Source organism: Pseudomonas auratipiscis (assembly GCF_036324085.1).
GTDB lineage: Bacteria > Pseudomonadota > Gammaproteobacteria > Pseudomonadales > Pseudomonadaceae > Aquipseudomonas > Aquipseudomonas auratipiscis.
Window position 1 is genome coordinate 116,884 of sequence record NZ_JAZDCU010000013.1, and the last position, 18,171, is coordinate 135,054.

Genomic DNA, 18,171 nt, shown 5'->3' on the forward strand with positions numbered 1-18,171 from the left:
AATCAGAACGGAATATCGTCATCAAAGCTGTCGAAGTCCGGAGCGGGCTGCGGCGCGGCCTGTTGCGGCGCTGGACGCTGCTGGGGAGCCGACTGCTGAGGGCGCTGAGCCTGCTGGCGTGGCGCCTGGTTGTAGTTACCGCCCTGGTTGCCGCCTTGATTGCCACCCTGGTTGTACTGGTTGCCACCGTCCTGATTCTGTGGGCGACCGCCCAGCAGTTGCATGGTGCCCTGCATGTCGACAACGATTTCAGTGGTGTAGCGCTTGATGCCGTCTTTTTCCCACTCGCGGGTCTGCAGCTTGCCTTCGATGTAGACCTGCGAACCTTTGCGCAGGTACTCGCCGGCGATTTCCGCGACCTTGCCGAACATCGACACGCGGTGCCATTCGGTTTTCTCTACCTTCTGACCGGTCTGCTTGTCGGTCCACTGCTCACTGGTCGCCAGGCTCAGGTTGGTCACGGCATTACCGTTGGGCAGGTAGCGGACTTCTGGATCCTGACCGCAAGTACCGACCAGAATGACTTTGTTAACCCCACGGGCCATAACGTTCTCCTAGGCTTCGCACGCTGCGGAGGTCGGGTTTACCAAACGCTCCAGGGTCGTGCGATCCAAAATTTGTGTATCAAGTTTGATATAGATGGCGGCTTCATCGACCACCACCACTGCGTCGGTCACACCCGGTACGGCCAACAGCCTTTCGGTCAGTCCCGCCTCGCGGACCGCCTCGGCCGACAACGGCATGCGCAGGCTGGTCACGTACGGCGGCTCACGCATGCTCAGCGCTACGATCCACCACACTGCACACAAGACTGCGCAGCCCAGGAACACCGTACTCAAGCCACCGTGCTGGAACAACCAGCCACCGAGAATTCCTCCCAACGCGGCACCAAGGAATTGGCTGGTGGAATAAACCCCCATTGCCGTGCCCTTGCCGCCGGCGGGCGATACCTTGCTCACCAGCGAAGGCAAGGATGCCTCCAGCAGGTTGAAGGCAGTAAAGAATATCACGGTGCCGATCACCAGTTCGCGCAAGTTGTCTGCTGACAGCCAGAAGTACAGCTCGGTAAGCACCAAAACACCGACCGCGCCAAGCAGGACACGTTTCATCTTGCGCTTTTTTTCGCCGTAGATGATGAACGGGATCATTGCAAAAAATGAGATCAGCAAAGCAGTGAGATACACCCACCAGTGCTCTTCCTTCGGCAACCCGCCACGCTCGACGAAAGCCAGCGGCAAAGCAACGAAGCTGGCCATGAGGATTGCATGCAGGACGAAAATACCCACATCGAGGCGCAACAGGTCCGGGTGACGCAAGGTCGGGCCCAGGGCCTGCTTGGCGACGCCTGACTCACGATGCTGCAAAGCACCGTGGGACGCCGGCACGAGGAAAGCAATCAGAGCGATACCGATTACCGCCATGACCGCAGTGGCGAGGAAAAGCCCGGACAAACCAAAAGCACGCGTCAGCAACGGGCCAACGACCATGGCCACGGCGAACGACAAACCAATGCTCATGCCAATCATGGCCATGGCCTTGGTGCGATGCTGCTCACGGGTCAGGTCTGACAACAGCGCCATCACCGCCGCGGAAATCGCTCCGGCACCTTGCAGGATACGGCCAGCAATCACGCCCCAGATCGAATCAGCCTGCGCTGCGAGCACGCTGCCCAGGGCAAAGATCACCAAGCCCAGGTAAATCACCGGACGACGACCAATGCGATCGGAGATGATCCCGAACGGTATTTGCAGAAAAGCCTGGGTCAGGCCATAGGCACCAATGGCCAGACCGATCAGCGCCGGTGTGGCGCCCGCCAGGTCCATGCCATAGGTCGCCAGTACCGGCAGAACCATGAACATGCCAAGCATACGGAAGGCGAACACCAGAGCCAGGCCGCCTGCGGCGCGGGTTTCGCTAGCACTCATGCGTTCGCTGTGGGGATCGTGCATGGATAAACCTCGTGTGAACCGGCGGCGATTCTACCAGTCCCATCGCTTAACGGCATATACGTGACGCTTTGCCGCGTAATGGCATGGAGCCGTATACTCAACCGTTTATGTTACGCCCGCCAAGCGAGGCCGCAGTGGACAAGATCCTGATTCGTGGGGCACGGACCCACAACCTGAAAAACATCGACCTGACCCTGCCCCGGGACAAGCTGATCGTTATCACCGGCCTGTCCGGTTCCGGCAAGTCTTCGCTAGCGTTCGATACTCTTTACGCCGAAGGCCAGCGCCGCTACGTCGAATCGTTGTCGGCGTATGCACGTCAGTTCCTGTCGATGATGGAAAAGCCTGATGTAGACACTATCGAAGGCCTGTCTCCGGCCATCTCCATCGAGCAGAAATCAACCTCGCACAACCCGCGGTCGACCGTCGGCACCATTACCGAAATCTACGATTACCTGCGTTTGCTCTACGCCCGCGTAGGTACGCCGCGCTGCCCGGACCACGATATTCCCCTGGAAGCACAAACGGTCAGTCAGATGGTCGACCTGGTGCTGGCGCAGCCCGAGGGCAGCAAGCTGATGCTGCTGGCCCCGGTGATTCGTGAGCGTAAAGGCGAGCACCTGGCTGTCTTCGAAGAGCTACGCGCCCAGGGCTTCGTGCGCGCCCGGGTCAATGGCAAATTGTTCGAGCTCGATGAACTGCCGAAGCTGGATAAACAGAAAAAGCACACCATCGAAGTCGTGGTCGATCGCTTCAAGGTTCGCGACGATCTTCAGCAGCGCCTGGCCGAATCCTTCGAGACCGCGCTGAAACTGGCCGATGGCATCGCTCTGGTTGCTTCGATGGACGACGAGCCATTCGAAGAGATGATTTTCTCGGCTCGCTTTGCTTGCCCGATCTGCGGCCACGCCATCAGCGAGCTGGAACCCAAGCTGTTTTCTTTCAACAATCCAGCCGGCGCATGTCCGACGTGTGACGGGCTGGGCGTTAAACAGTTCTTCGACATAAAACGCTTGGTCAATAGCGAACTGACCCTCGCCGAAGGGGCAATTCGCGGCTGGGACCGGCGCAACGTCTATTACTTCCAGATGCTCGGCTCGTTGGCCACGCATTACGACTTCAGCCTCGAAGTGCCCTTCGGCGAGCTGCCTGCCGACCAACAGAAAGTCATTCTGCACGGCAGCGGCAAGCAAAACGTCGACTTCAAGTACCTGAACGATCGGGGCGACATCGTTAAACGCTCGCACCCGTTCGAAGGCATTGTGCCGAATCTGGAGCGTCGCTATCGCGAGACCGAATCGGCAACCGTACGCGAAGAGCTGGCCAAATTTCTCAGCACCCAACCATGCCCGGACTGTCGCGGCACGCGCTTGCGCCGTGAAGCACGTCATGTGTGGGTCGGCGAGAAAACGCTGCCTGCCGTAACCAACCTGCCAATTGGTGATGCCAGCACTTACTTTGGTGGTCTCAAGCTGACGGGCCGCCGTGGCGAAATCGCCGACAAGATTCTCAAGGAAATTTGCGAACGCCTGCAGTTTCTGGTCAATGTCGGCCTCGACTACCTGACCCTGGACCGCAGCGCCGACACGTTGTCGGGTGGCGAAGCCCAGCGTATCCGCCTGGCCAGCCAGATCGGTGCCGGCCTGGTAGGGGTGATGTATATTCTCGATGAGCCGTCTATCGGCCTGCATCAGCGTGACAATGACCGCTTGCTGGCGACCCTCAATCACCTGCGCGATATCGGCAACACAGTCATCGTCGTCGAGCACGACGAAGATGCTATTCGCCTTGCCGACTACGTGGTGGACATCGGCCCCGGTGCTGGCGTGCATGGCGGCCAGATTGTCGCGGAGGGTACTCCCGCCGAGGTCATGGCCCATCCGGACTCACTGACGGGCAAGTACCTGTCGGGGCGCGTGAAGATCGCCGTACCGGCCAAACGTACTCCGCGCAACAAGAAGCTTTCGCTCAAACTCAAAGGCGCACGCGGCAACAATCTGCAGAATGTCGACCTGGAGATCCCGATCGGCCTGCTGACCTGCGTGACCGGGGTATCCGGATCGGGCAAGTCGACCCTGATCAACAACACTTTGTTCCCCCTCAGTGCCACCGCTCTCAACGGCGCCAGCACCCTGGAGGCGGCGCCACACGACAGTTGTGATGGCTTGCAGCACCTGGACAAGGTGGTGGATATCGATCAAAGCCCGATCGGTCGCACTCCGCGCTCGAACCCAGCAACCTACACAGGTCTGTTCACCCCCATCCGCGAACTGTTCTCTGGGGTGCCAGAGTCCCGTTCCCGTGGCTATGGCCCTGGCCGCTTCTCGTTCAACGTCAAAGGTGGACGCTGCGAGGCCTGCCAGGGCGACGGGCTGATCAAGGTTGAAATGCACTTCTTGCCGGATATCTACGTACCCTGCGACGTGTGCAAGAGTAAGCGCTACAACCGCGAAACCCTGGAGATCAAGTACAAGGGCAAGAACATCCACGAAGTGCTGGAAATGACCATCGAGGAAGCCCGCGAGTTCTTCGACGCGGTGCCGGCCCTGGCGCGCAAACTACAGACCTTGATGGATGTCGGTCTGTCTTATATCAAGCTGGGGCAATCGGCAACGACGCTCTCCGGCGGCGAAGCGCAGCGGGTAAAGCTTTCCCGTGAGCTATCCAAGCGCGATACCGGCAAAACTCTGTATATCCTCGATGAGCCGACCACGGGCCTGCATTTCGCCGATATCCAGCAGTTGCTTGACGTCCTGCACCGCCTGCGCGACCACGGCAACACTGTGGTGGTGATCGAGCACAACCTGGACGTGATCAAGACCGCCGACTGGATCGTCGACCTGGGCCCCGAGGGAGGCTCCAAAGGCGGCCAGATCATCGCCTTCGGTACGCCTGAAGAAGTGGCCGGGATGAAACAGTCCCACACCGGACACTACCTCAAGCCACTACTGGAGCGTGACCGCGCCTGAAACCTTTCGGCTAGAACGGCGAACCCAACGGGTTTCGCCGACTCTGCAGATGCAAAAAGCCCCGCACTGGCGGGGCTCTTTTTTACACGGGAAAATTACATCTGCGATTGCAGGTAGTTCTCCAGACCGATCGACTTGATCAGGCCCTGCTGCTTCTCCAGCCAGTAGGTGTGATCTTCCTCGGTGTCGGCCAGTTGCACGCGGAGAATGTCGCGGCTGATGTAATCTTTGTGCAGCTCGCACAGCTCGATGCCTTTGCACAGCGCAGCACGGACTTTGTACTCAAGTCGCAGATCGGCAGCAATCATTTCCGGGACAGTCGTACCCACGTCCAAATCTTCCGGACGCATGCGTGGAGTACCTTCGAGCATGAGGATACGACGCATCAGGGCATCAGCGTGTTGGGTCTCTTCCTCCATCTCGTGGTTGATACGCTCGTAGAGCTTGCTCAAGCCCCAGTCTTCGTACATCCGCGAGTGAATGAAGTACTGATCACGCGCCGCCAGTTCGCCCGTCAGCAACGTGTTGAGATAATCGATTACGTCCGGGTGACCTTGCATCGCCTTGCCTCTCCCTGTGTGAAAGTCATAGTTTGAACCAGGATCGTCGACAGGTCACTTGAAATCAGGCAAAAAAGTGCAAAAAAACCGGTAAACAGTAGTGATATTCATTGAAAAACCGCCCAAATGAGGGCGGTTCTTCTTATCACTTCGACTTAGGCGAGATTTATGCCCAAAGCCTTGGCGATGCCTTCTCCATAGGCCTGATCGGCCTTAAAAAAGTGCTGCAGTTGCCGCTGTACCACCTCTTCAGATACACCCGCCATAGCACCGGCGATGTTGCTGATGAGCAGCGCCTTCTGGTCGGCGTTCATCAAGCGGAACAACGCGCCGGCGTGACTGTAGTAGTCAGTGTCTTCGCGGTGATCATAACGATCAGCCACACCATTGAGGGCCAATGCCGGCTCGGCAAATTCCGGCGCCTGCTTTGGCGCACTGCTGTAGCTGTTAGGTTCGTAGTTCGGCGCCGCTCCACCATTGCTCCCAAAGGCCATGGCACCATCACGCTGGTACGTGTTTACCGGGCTGCGTGGTGCGTTTACCGGCAATTGCTGGTGGTTGGTTCCCACCCGATACCGATGAGCATCTGCGTACGCGAATACGCGTCCCTGGAGCATACGATCAGGCGACAGACCAACACCTGGAACCATGTTGCTCGGGCCAAACGCAGCTTGCTCGACTTCGGCGAAATAATTGAGTGGATTGCGGTTGAGCTCCAGCTCACCAATTTCGATCAATGGGTATTCTTTCTGCGACCAGGTCTTGGTCACGTCAAAAGGGTTCTCGTCGCGGCTTGCCGCTTCTTCTTCGCTCATCACCTGAATGCACACCGCCCACTTAGGGAAGTCACCACGCTCGATGGCTTCGAACAGATCACGCTGGGCGTAGTCCGGATCGGTACCTGCCAGGCGCGCTGCATCGGCGGGCGCCAAGTTTTTGATGCCTTGCTTGGTCTTGAAGTGCCACTTCACCCACGTACGCTGGCCTTGGGCGTTGATCAGGCTGTAGGTGTGGCTGCCAAAACCGTGCATATGACGGTAACCATCAGGAATACCGCGGTCTGAAAAGAGGATGGTGACTTGGTGCAGTGCTTCAGGCGAATGCGACCAGAAGTCCCACATCGCTTGCGCGCTCTTCAGGTTGCTTTGCGGCAGACGCTTTTGAGTGTGGATAAAGTCAGGAAACTTCAATGGATCTCGAATGAAGAAGACTGGCGTGTTATTGCCAACGATGTCCCAATTGCCCTCTTCGGTGTAGAACTTCAGGGCGAAACCACGCGGGTCGCGTTCGGTGTCCGCCGAGCCTCGCTCGCCGCCGACAGTTGAAAAGCGCAGGAAGGTCTCGGTCCGCTTGCCAATGGCATTGAACAGCTTGGCACAACTGTACTGGGAGATGTCCCTGGATACAGTGAAAGTACCGTAGGCTCCCGAGCCCTTGGCATGCACGCGACGCTCAGGAATGTTCTCGCGATTGAAGTGAGCGAGTTTCTCAATCAGGTGAAAGTCATCCAGCAACAACGGCCCCCGCGGCCCAGCAGAGCGTGAGTTCTGGTTGTCTGCTACCGGTGCACCGCTGGCGGTGGTCAGTATTTTGGTCTGGCTCATGCGCTATCTCCCTATCGGTCTCAAACTGCCGGCTAATCGGCTTGGAGTGAGTATCGACCAGAACTATGACAACAACAAATTCATTGCCTGACTCAGATCAATAGATTGCTTCAATGCATGAACACACAAAAAACCGGGCACGAGGCCCGGTTTCTTGTTTCAGACTGTCGCCTTACTCAGCAGCTTCTACCGAGCCACCGACAGGACGATCAACCAGCTCGACGTACGCCATTGGTGCGTTATCGCCAGCGCGGAAGCCGCACTTGAGGATACGCAGGTAGCCGCCCTGACGGGTGGCATAGCGCTTGCCCAGATCGTTGAACAGCTTACCGACGATTTCTTTCGAGCGAGTACGGTCGAAAGCCAGACGACGGTTAGCTACGCTGTCTTCCTTGGCCAGGGTGATCAGCGGCTCGGCAACGCGGCGCAGTTCCTTGGCTTTCGGCAGGGTAGTTTTGATCAGCTCGTGCTCGAACAGCGACACCGCCATGTTCTGAAACATGGCCTTGCGGTGAGAGCTGGTACGGCTCAGGTGACGTCCACTTTTACGATGACGCATGATTCATTCCTTACCAAACACTACGTTCGGTGATTACGACGATCAGGCAGTCGCCTTGTCGTCTTTCTTAAGACTTGCAGGCGGCCAGTTGTCGAGGCGCATGCCGAGGGACAGACCACGGGAGGCCAGAACGTCCTTGATTTCAGTCAGGGACTTCTTGCCCAGGTTCGGAGTCTTCAACAGTTCTACTTCGGTGCGCTGAATCAGATCGCCGATGTAGTAAATGTTCTCCGCCTTAAGGCAGTTGGCCGAACGCACGGTCAATTCCAGATCGTCAACCGGACGAAGCAGGATCGGATCGATCTCGTCTTCCTGTTCGACTACCACTGGTTCACTGTCACCTTTGAGGTCGACGAACGCAGCCAACTGCTGTTGCAGAATGGTTGCAGCACGACGGATAGCCTCTTCAGGATCCAGAGTACCGTTGGTTTCCAGATCAATAACCAGCTTGTCCAGGTTAGTACGCTGCTCGACACGGGCGTTTTCCACCACGTATGCGATACGGCGAACCGGGCTGAACGAAGAGTCAAGCTGCAAGCGACCAATGCTGCGGCTTTCGTCTTCATCGCTCTGACGCGAATCGGCCGGCTCATAACCACGACCACGAGCTACGGTGAGCTTCATGTTCAGGGCGCCGTTAGACGCCAGGTTAGCGATTACGTGATCGGGATTAACGATCTCGACATCATGATCCAGCTGAATATCGGCAGCGGTAACCACCCCCGAACCCTTTTTCGACAAGGTCAGCGTAACTTCGTCACGACCGTGCAGTTTGATAGCCAGGCCTTTCAGGTTCAACAGGATTTCAATGACGTCTTCCTGTACACCTTCGATTGCCGAGTACTCATGGAGCACACCGTCAATCTCGGCCTCGACTACTGCACAGCCGGGCATTGAGGACAACAGGATGCGTCGCAGCGCGTTGCCCAGGGTATGGCCAAAGCCACGCTCGAGAGGCTCGAGCGTGATTTTAGCGCGGGTTGGACTGACGACCTGCACATCAATATGGCGGGGCGTCAGGAACTCATTTACCGAAATCTGCATGGATGCACCTATTTTCTAGCCCTTACTTGGAGTAGAGCTCGACAATCAGGCTTTCGTTGATGTCGGCGGAGAGATCACTGCGAGCTGGAACGTTCTTGAAAACGCCCGACTTCTTGGCAGCATCCACATCTACCCACTCAACGCGGCCACGCTGGGCGCAAAGTTCAAGGGCTTGAACAATGCGCAGCTGGTTCAGCGACTTCTCGCGAACCGCGACCACGTCACCCGGACGAACTTGGTAGGACGGAATGTTTACAGTCTTGCCGTTAACGCTGATCGCTTTGTGCGAAACCAGCTGACGGGATTCGGCACGAGTAGCGCCAAAGCCCATACGATAAACGACGTTATCCAGACGGCACTCGAGCAGCTGCAGCAGGTTCTCGCCGGTTGCACCCTTCTTGGAGGCTGCTTCCTTGTAGTAACCGCTGAACTGACGCTCGAGAACGCCATAGATGCGACGTACTTTTTGTTTCTCACGCAGCTGGGTGCCGTAGTCGGACTGACGGCCACGGCGCTGGCCGTGGATACCTGGGGCTGCTTCGATGTTGCACTTCGATTCCAGAGCGCGAACGCCGCTCTTCAGGAACAGATCGGTGCCTTCACGACGAGACAGTTTGCATTTTGGACCAATGTAACGTGCCATTTATCTGTCTCCTGATTACACGCGGCGCTTCTTCGGCGGACGGCACCCGTTATGCGGGATTGGCGTCACGTCGGTGATGCTGGCGATCTTATAGCCACAACCGTTCAAAGCACGAACAGCGGACTCACGACCTGGACCTGGACCCTTGACGTTAACGTCGAGGTTCTTCAGACCATATTCCAGCGCAGCTTGACCAGCACGCTCAGCAGCTACTTGAGCAGCGAACGGGGTGGACTTGCGAGAACCGCGGAAACCCGAACCGCCGGAGGTAGCCCAGGACAGAGCGTTACCTTGACGATCGGTGATGGTCACGATGGTGTTGTTAAAAGACGCGTGAATGTGGGCGATGCCATCAACCACTGTCTTTTTGACTTTTTTACGAGGACGAGCAGCAGGTTTTGCCATTTCTAAATTCCTGTCGATTCGCTGGTGCGATTACTTGCGGATCGGCTTACGCGGGCCCTTACGGGTACGCGCGTTGGTCTTGGTACGCTGACCGCGTACTGGCAGACCCCGACGATGACGCAGGCCGCGGTAGCAACCCAGGTCCATCAACCGCTTGATTTTCATGTTGATGTCACGACGCAGATCACCTTCGGTGATGTACTTCGCAACTTCAGTACGCAGCGATTCAACCTGCTCGTCGCTCAGATCCTTGATCTTTGCGGCTGGGTTAACCCCAGTGTCTACACAGATTTTCTGTGCAGTAGTGCGACCAACACCATAGATGTAGGTCAGCGAGATAACAGTGTGCTTGTTATCTGGAATGTTGACGCCTGCAATACGGGCCATTCAGTGGGACTCCAATTGACAGCTACCTACGCCCCGGAAGCCAAGAAATAGGGCGCGAGATAATATCGCTGTAGAAACAATTAATCAACCCAGCAGCGCACTAGCTGCTGGGTTTGTAGCGCAGATCACACTCAGCCTTGGCGCTGCTTGTGACGTGGTTCCGCGCTGCAAATTACTCGAACGACACCTTCGCGGCGAATAATTTTGCAGTTACGGCACAGCTTTTTCACCGATGCACGAACTTTCATCACCAACTCCTCGAACCTTAAGGGTCTCTCAGCGCAGCAAACCGCTGCCGCCGTAGCCTTTCAGGTTGGCTTTCTTCATCAGGGATTCGTACTGGTGCGAAACGAGGTGCGATTGTACTTGGGACATGAAGTCCATCACAACCACTACCACAATCAGCAACGAGGTCCCGCCAAGGTAGAACGGAACGTTTGCCGCAACCACCAGGAACTGGGGAAGCAGACAGACGGCCGTCATATAAAGAGCACCGAACATGGTCAAACGAGTCAGAACGCCATCAATGTAGCGCGCCGATTGTTCACCAGGACGGATACCCGGAATAAAGGCACCGGACTTCTTCAGGTTCTCCGCTACGTCTTTCGGATTGAACATCAACGCCGTATAGAAGAAGCAGAAGAAAATAATCCCTGCACTAAACAGCAGAATATTCAACGGCTGACCAGGAGCGATCGACTGCGAGATGTCCTGCAACCAGCCCATACCTTCGGACTGACCGAACCAGGCACCCAGCGAAGCCGGGAACAGCAAGATGCTGCTCGCGAAAATGGCAGGAATAACGCCCGCCATATTCACTTTCAGCGGCAAGTGGCTGGTCTGCGCAGCAAAAACCTTACGGCCCTGCTGACGCTTGGCGTAGTGAACGGCGATACGACGCTGACCACGCTCAATGAACACCACAAAACCGATAATCGCTACTGCCAGCAAACCGATAGCAACCAGAGCGAAGATGTTGATATCGCCCGTACGTGCAGACTCGAAAGACTGCCCGATTGCTCTCGGAAGACCGGCGACGATACCTGCGAAGATCAACATCGAGATACCGTTGCCTACACCGCGTTCAGTGATCTGCTCACCCAGCCACATCATGAACATTGCGCCAGCCACAAACGTGGACACCGCAACGAAATGGAAGCCAAAGTCAGCAGAAAACGCCACGCCCTGACCGGCCAGACCAATGGACATGCCAATGGCCTGGACCAGCGCCAGGACTACGGTGCCGTAGCGGGTGTACTGGCTGATCTTACGACGGCCAGCTTCACCTTCCTTCTTCAACTGCTCCAGCTGCGGGCTGACGGCGGTCATCAGTTGCATGATGATCGATGCCGAAATGTACGGCATGATCCCCAGTGCAAAGATGCTCATCCGCTCCAGCGCGCCGCCGGAAAACATGTTGAACAAGCTAAGAATGGTCCCCTCATTCTGTCGAAACAGTTCCGCCAGCCGGTCCGGGTTGATACCTGGAACTGGGATGTGTGCGCCTATCCGATAGACGATGATCGCCAGGAACAGAAAACGCAGACGAGCCCAAAGTTCAGACATCCCGCCTTTGCCGAGCGAAGAGAGAGCACCTTGCTTAGCCATTTATTCCTCGAACTTGCCGCCAGCTGCTTCGATAGCCGCACGCGCACCTTTGGTGGCTGCGATACCCTTGATGGTGACTGCGCGAGTAACTTCGCCCGACAGCATGATTTTCACACGCTGAACGTTCTGGTTAACCACGTTGGCATCCTTCAAGGATTGCACGGTGACAACGTCGCCTTCCACTTTGGCCAGCTCGGACAGACGCACTTCGGCGCGGTCCATGGCTTTCAGCGAAACGAAGCCGAACTTCGGCAGACGACGGTGCAGCGGCTGTTGGCCGCCTTCAAAGCCTGGAGCGATGGTGCCACCGGAGCGGGAGGTTTGACCTTTGTGACCACGGCCACCAGTCTTACCCAAACCACTACCGATACCACGACCCGGACGATGCTTCTCGCGACGGGAACCCGGCGCTGGACTCAGATCATTGAGTTTCATCGATTAACCCTCGACGCGCAGCATGTAGTAAGCCTTGTTGATCATCCCGCGGTTCTCGGGAGTATCCAGGACTTCTACAGTGTGACCGATGCGGCGCAGACCCAGACCCTTAACGCACAGTTTGTGGTTAGGGAGACGGCCGGCGGTGCTTTTGATCAGCGTTACTTTAACGGTAGCCATGATCAGCGGATCTCCTCGACGCTCTTGCCGCGCTTGGCAGCAATGGATTCAGGAGACTGCATAGCCTTCAGACCCTTGAAAGTGGCGTGAACCACGTTTACAGGGTTAGTCGAGCCGTAGCATTTGGCCAGGACGTTCTGAACACCAGCAACTTCCAGGACAGCACGCATTGCGCCGCCAGCGATGATACCGGTACCTTCGGAGGCAGGCTGCATGTACACCTTCGACGCGCCATGGGCGGACTTGGTAGCGTACTGCAGAGTGGTGCCGTTCAGGTCAACCTGAATCATGTTGCGACGAGCAGCTTCCATAGCTTTCTGGATCGCAGCTGGTACTTCACGCGATTTGCCACGGCCGAAACCAACGCGACCCTTGCCATCACCCACCACGGTCAGCGCGGTGAAGGTGAAGATACGGCCGCCTTTTACGGTCTTGGCAACGCGGTTAACTTGAACCAGCTTCTCGATGTAGCCTTCGTCGCGCTTTTGATCGTTATTTGCCATAACTTAGAACTCCAGCCCGCCTTCACGAGCACCTTCAGCCAGCGCCTTAACGCGGCCGTGGTACTTGAAACCGGAACGGTCAAAGGCAACTTGAGATACACCGGCGGCTTTCGCGCGCTCAGCTACCAGCTTGCCAACCTTAGTTGCCGCGTCGATGTTGCCAGTGGCGCCATCACGCAGTTCTTTGTCCAAAGTCGAGGCGCTGGCCAGGACTTTGCTGCCGTCGGCCGAAAGGACCTGGGCATAGATGTGCTGCGAGGAGCGATACACGCAGAGACGCACGACTTCGAGTTCGTGCATTTTCAGGCGTGCTTTGCGAGCGCGACGCAGTCGAGTAACTTTTTTGTCGGTCATTTGCTAGGCCCTACTTCTTCTTGGCTTCTTTACGACGGACGACTTCGTCCGCGTAACGCACACCCTTGCCTTTGTACGGCTCTGGTGGACGGAAGTCGCGGATTTCAGCGGCCACCTGACCTACCAGCTGCTTATCGATACCCTTGATCAGGATATCGGTCTGGCTTGGGGTCTCAGCGGTGATGCCCTCAGGCAATTCGTAATCCACTGGATGCGAGAAGCCCAGCGCCAGGTTCAGCACAGTGCCTTTAGCCTGAGCTTTGTAACCAACACCGACCAGCTGGAGCTTACGCTCGAAGCCTTGGCTTACGCCTTGGACCATGTTGTTAACCAGGGCACGGGTAGTACCGGCCATAGCGCGAGTTTGTTGATCGCCATTGCGAGCAGCAAAACGCAGCTCACCAGCTTCTTCAACGACTTCTACGGACGAGTGAACGTTCAGTTCGAGAGTGCCCTTGGCACCCTTCACCGAAAGCTGTTGGCCGACGAACTTAACTTCGACGCCAGCTGGCAGCTTAACGGGGTTCTTAGCGACGCGAGACATGCTTATCCCCCCTTAGAACACTGTGCAGAGAACTTCGCCGCCGACACCGGCAGCGCGCGCAGCACGATCAGTCATCACACCTTTGTTGGTGGAGACGATAGACACGCCCAGACCGCCACGTACTTTCGGCAGCTCTTCGACGGACTTGTACTGACGCAGGCCTGGACGACTTACGCGCTTGACTTCTTCGATGACCGGACGGCCTTCGAAGTATTTAAGCTCGATGGAAAGCGATGGTTTTACTTCGCTGCTGACTTGGTAGCCAGCGATGTAACCTTCGTCTTTCAGAACTTTGGCAACCGCAACCTTCAAAGTCGACGAAGGCATGCTTACGACGGACTTTTCAGCCATCTGGGCATTACGGATGCGAGTTAGCATGTCCGCTAACGGGTCCTGCATACTCATGGGCTAGACGCTCCTGATACAAGAAAAATTAGCCTTTCGGCTACTACAGTCTCCAAAGCGAGCCAGGTGAAAAAACCCGGGCTCAGGAGAGCCGGTCATTCTAGACAGATCCCAGAAACGAAACAAGCCCCATAAGGGGCTTGTTTCGTTGCAATGTCACCGGTGGTCGGAAGATCGCTCCCCCGCCACCTGGACGCTGCCGGTACGTCTTACCAGCTGGCTTTAACCAGACCTGGAACGTCACCGCGCATTGCTGCTTCACGCAGCTTGTTACGGCCGAGGCCGAACTTGCGGTAAACGCCGTGTGGACGACCGGTGATGCGGCAGCGGTTACGCAGGCGCGAAGCGCTGGCGTCACGTGGCTGCTTCTGCAGAGCTACAACAGCTGCGAAACGCTCTTCTGGAGTTGCTTCCAGATTAACGATGGTCGCTTTCAGCTCGGCACGCTTCTTGGCGTACTTGGCAACAGTGAGCTGACGCTTCAGCTCACGGTTTTTCATGCTCTTCTTGGCCATTTTCCTACTCCAATCAGTTGCGGAACGGGAATTTGAAAGCACGCAGCAGAGCGCGGCCTTCGTCATCGTTCTTGGCAGTGGTGGTCAGGGTAATGTCCAGACCGCGCAGAGCATCGATCTTGTCGTAGTCGATTTCCGGGAAGATGATCTGCTCTTTCACGCCCATGCTGTAGTTGCCACGACCATCGAAGGACTTGGCATTCAGGCCGCGGAAGTCGCGAACCCGAGGCAGGGAGATCGCCAGCAGGCGGTCCAGGAATTCGTACATACGATCACGGCGCAGAGTAACTTTAACGCCGATCGGCCAGCCCTCACGGACTTTGAAGCCCGCGATGGATTTCCGAGCGAAAGTCACAACGGCTTTCTGACCGGTGATCTTCTCCAGGTCAGCAACAGCGTGCTCGATGACTTTTTTGTCGCCGACAGCTTCGCCCAGACCCATGTTCAGGGTGATCTTGGTAACGCGCGGAACTTCCATCACGTTCGCCAGCTTAAGTTCTTCCTTAAGCTTCGGAGCAATTTCCTTCCGGTAAATCTCTTTCAGTCGTGCCATGGTCTTCTACCTAGCAGTGTTCAAGCATCAACCGCTTTTTGGGTCGACTTGAAGACACGAATTTTCTTGCCTTCTTCTACTTTGAAACCAACGCGGTCAGCCTTGTTGGTTTCGCCGTTGAAAATGGCGACGTTGGAAGCGTGCAGTGGCGCTTCTTTCTCGACGATACCGCCTTGTACGCCCGACATCGGGTTAGGCTTGGTATGACGCTTCACCAGGTTGATCCCACCAACGACCAGACGGTCGTCAGCGAGAACCTTGAGCACCTTACCGCGCTTACCTTTGTCTTTGCCGGCGATCACGATGATCTCGTCGTCACGACGAATCTTTTGCATGTCGGATCTCCTTACAGCACTTCTGGGGCGAGCGAGACGATCTTCATGAACTTCTCAGTACGAAGTTCACGGGTCACTGGCCCAAAGATACGGGTGCCGATCGGCTCTTGCTTGTTGTTCAGCAGAACAGCAGCATTGCCATCAAAGCGGATGATGGAGCCGTCAGCACGACGGACACCGTGGCGAGTGCGGACTACAACAGCAGTCATCACTTGGCCTTTCTTCACTTTACCGCGAGGAATTGCTTCCTTGACGGTTACCTTGATGATGTCACCGATACCGGCGTAACGGCGGTGGGAACCGCCGAGCACCTTGATACACATGACGCGACGAGCGCCGCTGTTATCGGCCACATCGAGCATGGATTGAGTCTGAATCATAAAATTTCTCCGACCCTTAGCCCTTAGACTTCAACAGCGCGTTCGAGAACTTCAACCAGTGCCCAAGCTTTGGTCTTGGCCAGCGGACGAGTCTCACGGATGGAGACCTTGTCGCCGATGTGGCACTGATTGGTTTCGTCGTGCGCGTGCAGCTTAGTCGAACGCTTAACGTATTTACCGTAGATCGGGTGCTTTACGCGACGCTCGATCAGTACGGTGATGGTTTTGTCCATCTTGTCGCTGACGACACGGCCAGTCAGCGTACGGACGGTTTTTTCAGCTTCAGCCATGATTACTTACCTGCCTGCTGGTTGAGCACAGTTTTCACGCGAGCGATGTCACGCTTAACTTGCGAGAGCAGGTGCGACTGCCCCAACTGGCCAGTTGCTTTCTGCATACGCAGATTGAACTGGTCGCGCAGCAAGCCGAGCAGTTGCTCGTTCAGCTGCTGTGCTGATTTTTCACGAAGTTCATTCGCTTTCATCACATCACCGTCCGCTTAACAAAGGAGGTGGCGAGAGGCAGCTTTGCAGCCGCCAAGGCGAAAGCCTCACGCGCCAGCTCTTCAGAAACACCCTCGATCTCGTACAGGACTTTGCCTGGCTGGATCTGGGCAACCCAGTATTCCACGGAACCTTTACCTTTACCCATCCGCACTTCGAGAGGCTTCTTGGAGATCGGCTTGTCCGGGAACACACGGATCCAGATCTTACCGCCACGTTTTACGTGACGAGTCAGGGCACGACGTGCCGATTCGATCTGGCGAGCGGTGAGACGACCGCGAGCAACAGCTTTCAGAGCAAATTCGCCGAAGCTGACTTTGCTACCGCGCAGCGCCAGACCACGGTTGTGGCCAGTCATCTGCTTGCGGAATTTTGTACGCTTTGGTTGCAACATTTGGCGTACCCCTTACTTAGCAGCTTTTTTACGAGGCGCTGGTGCTTGTGGTTTCAGTTCTTCTTGGCGACCACCAATAACTTCGCCTTTGAAAATCCAAACCTTCACACCGATCACACCGTAAGTGGTGTGAGCTTCGTAAGTGGCATAGTCGATGTCAGCACGCAGGGTGTGCAGTGGCACACGACCTTCGCGATACCATTCAGTACGTGCGATTTCAGCACCGCCGAGACGACCGCTCACCTGGATCTTGATGCCTTTGGCACCAATGCGCATGGCGTTCTGTACGGCGCGCTTCATGGCGCGACGGAACATCACACGACGCTCCAGCTGCTGAGCTACGCTCTGAGCTACCAGCATACCGTCGAGTTCCGGCTTGCGGATCTCTTCGATATTGATGTGCACAGGCACACCCATTTGCTTGGTCAGGTCCTGACGCAGTTTCTCAACATCTTCACCTTTCTTCCCGATAACGATACCTGGACGAGCGGTGTGGATGGTGATGCGTGCAGTTTGAGCCGGACGATGGATATCGATACGGCTAACGGACGCGCTTTTTAGTTTGTCTTGGAGGTACTCACGCACATTCAGATCTGCGAGCAAATAGTCCGCATAAGTCCGACCGTCTGCGTACCAGACGGAGGTGTGCTCCTTGACGATTCCCAGGCGAATGCCAGTGGGATGTACTTTCTGACCCATCTGATCGACTCCGTTACTTGTCCGCAACCTTGACAGTGATATGGCAAGACCGCTTGACGATGCGATCAGCGCGGCCTTTGGCACGCGGCATGATGCGCTTCAGCGAACGCCCTTCGTTGACGAAAACGGTGGAGACCTTCAGGTCATCAACGTCTGCGCCTTCGTTATGCTCGGCGTTGGCTACGGCCGACTCGAGGACTTTCTTCATGATTTCAGCGGCTTTTTTGCTGCTGAAGGCCAACAGGTTGAGCGCTTCGCCCACCTTCTTCCCGCGGATCTGGTCGGCGACCAAGCGGGCTTTCTGGGCGGAGATTCGAGCGCCCGACAACTTAGCGGCTACTTCCATTTCCTTACCCCTTAACGCTTGGCTTTCTTGTCAGCCACGTGCCCACGATAAGTGCGGGTACCGGCAAACTCGCCCAGTTTATGGCCGACCATGTCTTCGTTCACGAGAACTGGGACGTGTTGACGACCGTTGTGTACCGCGATGGTCAGACCGACCATTTGTGGCAGGATCATCGAACGGCGCGACCAGGTCTTAACTGGTTTGCGATCGTTCTTTTCCGCCGCCACTTCGATCTTCTTCAGTAGGTGAAGATCGATAAAAGGACCTTTTTTCAGAGAACGTGGCACTGTCGTATCC

General features: G+C 56.3%; 28 protein-coding genes. 1 reads left to right on the plus strand and 27 read right to left on the minus strand.

What is annotated here, in order from left to right; genetic code table 11:
* Positions 1 to 2 precede the first annotated feature (2 nt).
* Both V0R60_RS18385 and V0R60_RS18390 read right to left on the minus strand, forming a co-directional pair.
* Positions 3 to 545, minus strand: coding sequence for a single-stranded DNA-binding protein (locus V0R60_RS18385; protein ID WP_136474265.1), 543 nt, complete (start codon positions 543 to 545; stop codon positions 3 to 5).
* Between the two features lie 9 nt (positions 546 to 554).
* Positions 555 to 1,949, minus strand: coding sequence for an MFS transporter (locus tag V0R60_RS18390; protein ID WP_136474264.1), 1,395 nt, complete (start codon positions 1,947 to 1,949; stop codon positions 555 to 557).
* 134 nt (positions 1,950 to 2,083) lie between these two features.
* Between V0R60_RS18390 and uvrA the strand changes: the two genes are divergently transcribed.
* On the plus strand, positions 2,084 to 4,918 hold the full coding sequence (uvrA, locus tag V0R60_RS18395; protein WP_136474263.1) for an excinuclease ABC subunit UvrA: 2,835 nt from the start codon (positions 2,084 to 2,086) through the stop codon (positions 4,916 to 4,918).
* Positions 4,919 to 5,013: 95 nt separating this feature from the next.
* On the opposite strand, the gene bfr is transcribed toward uvrA, so the two are convergent.
* The 25 genes from bfr to rpsS form a co-directional block, all read right to left on the minus strand.
* On the minus strand, positions 5,014 to 5,478 hold the full coding sequence (gene bfr, locus V0R60_RS18400) for a bacterioferritin (protein ID WP_136474262.1): 465 nt from the start codon (positions 5,476 to 5,478) through the stop codon (positions 5,014 to 5,016).
* 155 nt (positions 5,479 to 5,633) lie between these two features.
* Complete coding sequence (locus V0R60_RS18405; RefSeq protein ID WP_330080476.1) at positions 5,634 to 7,082, minus strand: catalase; 1,449 nt, start codon at positions 7,080 to 7,082, stop codon at positions 5,634 to 5,636.
* A 172-nt stretch (positions 7,083 to 7,254) separates the two neighbouring features.
* The gene (gene rplQ, locus V0R60_RS18410) at positions 7,255 to 7,641 is read right to left on the minus strand and encodes a 50S ribosomal protein L17 (RefSeq protein ID WP_002555463.1); all 387 of its coding nucleotides are present in this window, start codon (positions 7,639 to 7,641) and stop codon (positions 7,255 to 7,257) included.
* Positions 7,642 to 7,683: 42 nt separating this feature from the next.
* A complete protein-coding gene (locus V0R60_RS18415) occupies positions 7,684 to 8,685 on the minus strand; it encodes a DNA-directed RNA polymerase subunit alpha (RefSeq protein ID WP_003186012.1) in 1,002 nt (333 codons plus the stop codon).
* A gap of 22 nt (positions 8,686 to 8,707) precedes the next feature.
* Positions 8,708 to 9,328 (minus strand): 30S ribosomal protein S4, encoded by a 621-nt coding sequence (gene rpsD, locus V0R60_RS18420; protein WP_330080477.1) that lies wholly within the window; start codon positions 9,326 to 9,328, stop codon positions 8,708 to 8,710.
* 15 nt (positions 9,329 to 9,343) lie between these two features.
* Entirely contained in the window at positions 9,344 to 9,733 is a 390-nt protein-coding gene (rpsK, locus tag V0R60_RS18425) for a 30S ribosomal protein S11 (RefSeq protein WP_002555466.1), read from the minus strand.
* A gap of 30 nt (positions 9,734 to 9,763) precedes the next feature.
* Positions 9,764 to 10,120: a 30S ribosomal protein S13 gene (gene rpsM / locus V0R60_RS18430; RefSeq protein WP_136474259.1), complete on the minus strand. Its 357-nt coding sequence runs from the start codon at positions 10,118 to 10,120 to the stop codon at positions 9,764 to 9,766.
* 131 nt (positions 10,121 to 10,251) lie between these two features.
* Complete coding sequence (gene rpmJ / locus V0R60_RS18435; protein ID WP_002555468.1) at positions 10,252 to 10,368, minus strand: 50S ribosomal protein L36; 117 nt, start codon at positions 10,366 to 10,368, stop codon at positions 10,252 to 10,254.
* 28 nt (positions 10,369 to 10,396) lie between these two features.
* Complete coding sequence (gene secY, locus V0R60_RS18440; protein WP_133210696.1) at positions 10,397 to 11,728, minus strand: preprotein translocase subunit SecY; 1,332 nt, start codon at positions 11,726 to 11,728, stop codon at positions 10,397 to 10,399.
* On the minus strand, positions 11,729 to 12,163 hold the full coding sequence (gene rplO / locus V0R60_RS18445) for a 50S ribosomal protein L15 (RefSeq protein ID WP_136474258.1): 435 nt from the start codon (positions 12,161 to 12,163) through the stop codon (positions 11,729 to 11,731). It abuts the gene before it with no gap.
* A gap of 3 nt (positions 12,164 to 12,166) precedes the next feature.
* The gene (rpmD, locus tag V0R60_RS18450) at positions 12,167 to 12,343 is read right to left on the minus strand and encodes a 50S ribosomal protein L30 (RefSeq protein ID WP_010220317.1); all 177 of its coding nucleotides are present in this window, start codon (positions 12,341 to 12,343) and stop codon (positions 12,167 to 12,169) included.
* A gap of 2 nt (positions 12,344 to 12,345) precedes the next feature.
* A complete protein-coding gene (rpsE, locus tag V0R60_RS18455) occupies positions 12,346 to 12,846 on the minus strand; it encodes a 30S ribosomal protein S5 (protein ID WP_010220316.1) in 501 nt (166 codons plus the stop codon).
* Positions 12,847 to 12,849: 3 nt separating this feature from the next.
* Positions 12,850 to 13,200, minus strand: coding sequence for a 50S ribosomal protein L18 (gene rplR, locus V0R60_RS18460; RefSeq protein WP_136474256.1), 351 nt, complete (start codon positions 13,198 to 13,200; stop codon positions 12,850 to 12,852).
* A 10-nt stretch (positions 13,201 to 13,210) separates the two neighbouring features.
* Positions 13,211 to 13,744 (minus strand): 50S ribosomal protein L6, encoded by a 534-nt coding sequence (gene rplF, locus V0R60_RS18465; RefSeq protein WP_043861928.1) that lies wholly within the window; start codon positions 13,742 to 13,744, stop codon positions 13,211 to 13,213.
* A 12-nt stretch (positions 13,745 to 13,756) separates the two neighbouring features.
* Positions 13,757 to 14,149 carry a 30S ribosomal protein S8 gene (gene rpsH, locus V0R60_RS18470; protein ID WP_010220313.1) on the minus strand — a complete coding sequence of 131 codons (393 nt, stop codon included), beginning with the start codon at positions 14,147 to 14,149 and terminating at the stop codon, positions 13,757 to 13,759.
* A 209-nt stretch (positions 14,150 to 14,358) separates the two neighbouring features.
* Complete coding sequence (gene rpsN / locus V0R60_RS18475) at positions 14,359 to 14,664, minus strand: 30S ribosomal protein S14 (protein WP_010220312.1); 306 nt, start codon at positions 14,662 to 14,664, stop codon at positions 14,359 to 14,361.
* A gap of 13 nt (positions 14,665 to 14,677) precedes the next feature.
* Positions 14,678 to 15,217: a 50S ribosomal protein L5 gene (gene rplE / locus V0R60_RS18480; RefSeq protein ID WP_028944480.1), complete on the minus strand. Its 540-nt coding sequence runs from the start codon at positions 15,215 to 15,217 to the stop codon at positions 14,678 to 14,680.
* 20 nt (positions 15,218 to 15,237) lie between these two features.
* A complete protein-coding gene (gene rplX, locus V0R60_RS18485) occupies positions 15,238 to 15,552 on the minus strand; it encodes a 50S ribosomal protein L24 (RefSeq protein WP_008374158.1) in 315 nt (104 codons plus the stop codon).
* Between the two features lie 11 nt (positions 15,553 to 15,563).
* Positions 15,564 to 15,932 (minus strand): 50S ribosomal protein L14, encoded by a 369-nt coding sequence (rplN, locus tag V0R60_RS18490; protein ID WP_002555479.1) that lies wholly within the window; start codon positions 15,930 to 15,932, stop codon positions 15,564 to 15,566.
* A 23-nt stretch (positions 15,933 to 15,955) separates the two neighbouring features.
* On the minus strand, positions 15,956 to 16,222 hold the full coding sequence (gene rpsQ, locus V0R60_RS18495) for a 30S ribosomal protein S17 (protein ID WP_028944481.1): 267 nt from the start codon (positions 16,220 to 16,222) through the stop codon (positions 15,956 to 15,958).
* 2 nt (positions 16,223 to 16,224) lie between these two features.
* Complete coding sequence (gene rpmC, locus V0R60_RS18500; protein ID WP_002555481.1) at positions 16,225 to 16,416, minus strand: 50S ribosomal protein L29; 192 nt, start codon at positions 16,414 to 16,416, stop codon at positions 16,225 to 16,227.
* On the minus strand, positions 16,416 to 16,829 hold the full coding sequence (gene rplP, locus V0R60_RS18505) for a 50S ribosomal protein L16 (protein WP_003255479.1): 414 nt from the start codon (positions 16,827 to 16,829) through the stop codon (positions 16,416 to 16,418). Before rplP ends, rpmC begins: the two co-directional genes overlap by 1 nt.
* Positions 16,830 to 16,841: 12 nt before the next feature.
* A complete protein-coding gene (gene rpsC, locus V0R60_RS18510; RefSeq protein WP_010220308.1) occupies positions 16,842 to 17,528 on the minus strand; it encodes a 30S ribosomal protein S3 in 687 nt (228 codons plus the stop codon).
* A gap of 13 nt (positions 17,529 to 17,541) precedes the next feature.
* On the minus strand, positions 17,542 to 17,874 hold the full coding sequence (gene rplV, locus V0R60_RS18515) for a 50S ribosomal protein L22 (protein ID WP_003103908.1): 333 nt from the start codon (positions 17,872 to 17,874) through the stop codon (positions 17,542 to 17,544).
* An 11-nt stretch (positions 17,875 to 17,885) separates the two neighbouring features.
* Entirely contained in the window at positions 17,886 to 18,161 is a 276-nt protein-coding gene (gene rpsS, locus V0R60_RS18520; RefSeq protein WP_002555486.1) for a 30S ribosomal protein S19, read from the minus strand.
* Between the last annotated feature and the right edge of the window lie 10 nt (positions 18,162 to 18,171).

Coding starts and splice junctions, on each gene's coding strand:
- rplF (WP_043861928.1), bottom strand. CDS start 13,744: ATGTCTCGCGTCGCTAAGAACCCCGTTAAGCTGCCAGCTGGCGTCGAA.
- bfr (WP_136474262.1), bottom strand. CDS start 5,478: ATGCAAGGTCACCCGGACGTAATCGATTATCTCAACACGTTGCTGACG.
- rpsM (WP_136474259.1), bottom strand. CDS start 10,120: ATGGCCCGTATTGCAGGCGTCAACATTCCAGATAACAAGCACACTGTT.
- rplQ (WP_002555463.1), bottom strand. CDS start 7,641: ATGCGTCATCGTAAAAGTGGACGTCACCTGAGCCGTACCAGCTCTCAC.
- rpsQ (WP_028944481.1), bottom strand. CDS start 16,222: ATGGCTGAAGCTGAAAAAACCGTCCGTACGCTGACTGGCCGTGTCGTC.
- V0R60_RS18405 (WP_330080476.1), bottom strand. CDS start 7,082: ATGAGCCAGACCAAAATACTGACCACCGCCAGCGGTGCACCGGTAGCA.
- rpsE (WP_010220316.1), bottom strand. CDS start 12,846: ATGGCAAATAACGATCAAAAGCGCGACGAAGGCTACATCGAGAAGCTG.
- rplV (WP_003103908.1), bottom strand. CDS start 17,874: ATGGAAGTAGCCGCTAAGTTGTCGGGCGCTCGAATCTCCGCCCAGAAA.
- rpsC (WP_010220308.1), bottom strand. CDS start 17,528: ATGGGTCAGAAAGTACATCCCACTGGCATTCGCCTGGGAATCGTCAAG.
- rpmJ (WP_002555468.1), bottom strand. CDS start 10,368: ATGAAAGTTCGTGCATCGGTGAAAAAGCTGTGCCGTAACTGCAAAATT.
- V0R60_RS18385 (WP_136474265.1), bottom strand. CDS start 545: ATGGCCCGTGGGGTTAACAAAGTCATTCTGGTCGGTACTTGCGGTCAG.
- rpsK (WP_002555466.1), bottom strand. CDS start 9,733: ATGGCAAAACCTGCTGCTCGTCCTCGTAAAAAAGTCAAAAAGACAGTG.
- rplP (WP_003255479.1), bottom strand. CDS start 16,829: ATGTTGCAACCAAAGCGTACAAAATTCCGCAAGCAGATGACTGGCCAC.
- rplE (WP_028944480.1), bottom strand. CDS start 15,217: ATGGCACGACTGAAAGAGATTTACCGGAAGGAAATTGCTCCGAAGCTT.
- rpsD (WP_330080477.1), bottom strand. CDS start 9,328: ATGGCACGTTACATTGGTCCAAAATGCAAACTGTCTCGTCGTGAAGGC.
- rpsH (WP_010220313.1), bottom strand. CDS start 14,149: ATGAGTATGCAGGACCCGTTAGCGGACATGCTAACTCGCATCCGTAAT.
- rplN (WP_002555479.1), bottom strand. CDS start 15,932: ATGATTCAGACTCAATCCATGCTCGATGTGGCCGATAACAGCGGCGCT.
- rplR (WP_136474256.1), bottom strand. CDS start 13,200: ATGACCGACAAAAAAGTTACTCGACTGCGTCGCGCTCGCAAAGCACGC.
- rpmC (WP_002555481.1), bottom strand. CDS start 16,416: ATGAAAGCGAATGAACTTCGTGAAAAATCAGCACAGCAGCTGAACGAG.
- rpsN (WP_010220312.1), bottom strand. CDS start 14,664: ATGGCCAAGAAGAGCATGAAAAACCGTGAGCTGAAGCGTCAGCTCACT.
- secY (WP_133210696.1), bottom strand. CDS start 11,728: ATGGCTAAGCAAGGTGCTCTCTCTTCGCTCGGCAAAGGCGGGATGTCT.
- rplX (WP_008374158.1), bottom strand. CDS start 15,552: ATGCAAAAGATTCGTCGTGACGACGAGATCATCGTGATCGCCGGCAAA.
- rpmD (WP_010220317.1), bottom strand. CDS start 12,343: ATGGCTACCGTTAAAGTAACGCTGATCAAAAGCACCGCCGGCCGTCTC.
- rplO (WP_136474258.1), bottom strand. CDS start 12,163: ATGAAACTCAATGATCTGAGTCCAGCGCCGGGTTCCCGTCGCGAGAAG.
- V0R60_RS18390 (WP_136474264.1), bottom strand. CDS start 1,949: ATGCACGATCCCCACAGCGAACGCATGAGTGCTAGCGAAACCCGCGCC.
- V0R60_RS18415 (WP_003186012.1), bottom strand. CDS start 8,685: ATGCAGATTTCGGTAAATGAGTTCCTGACGCCCCGCCATATTGATGTG.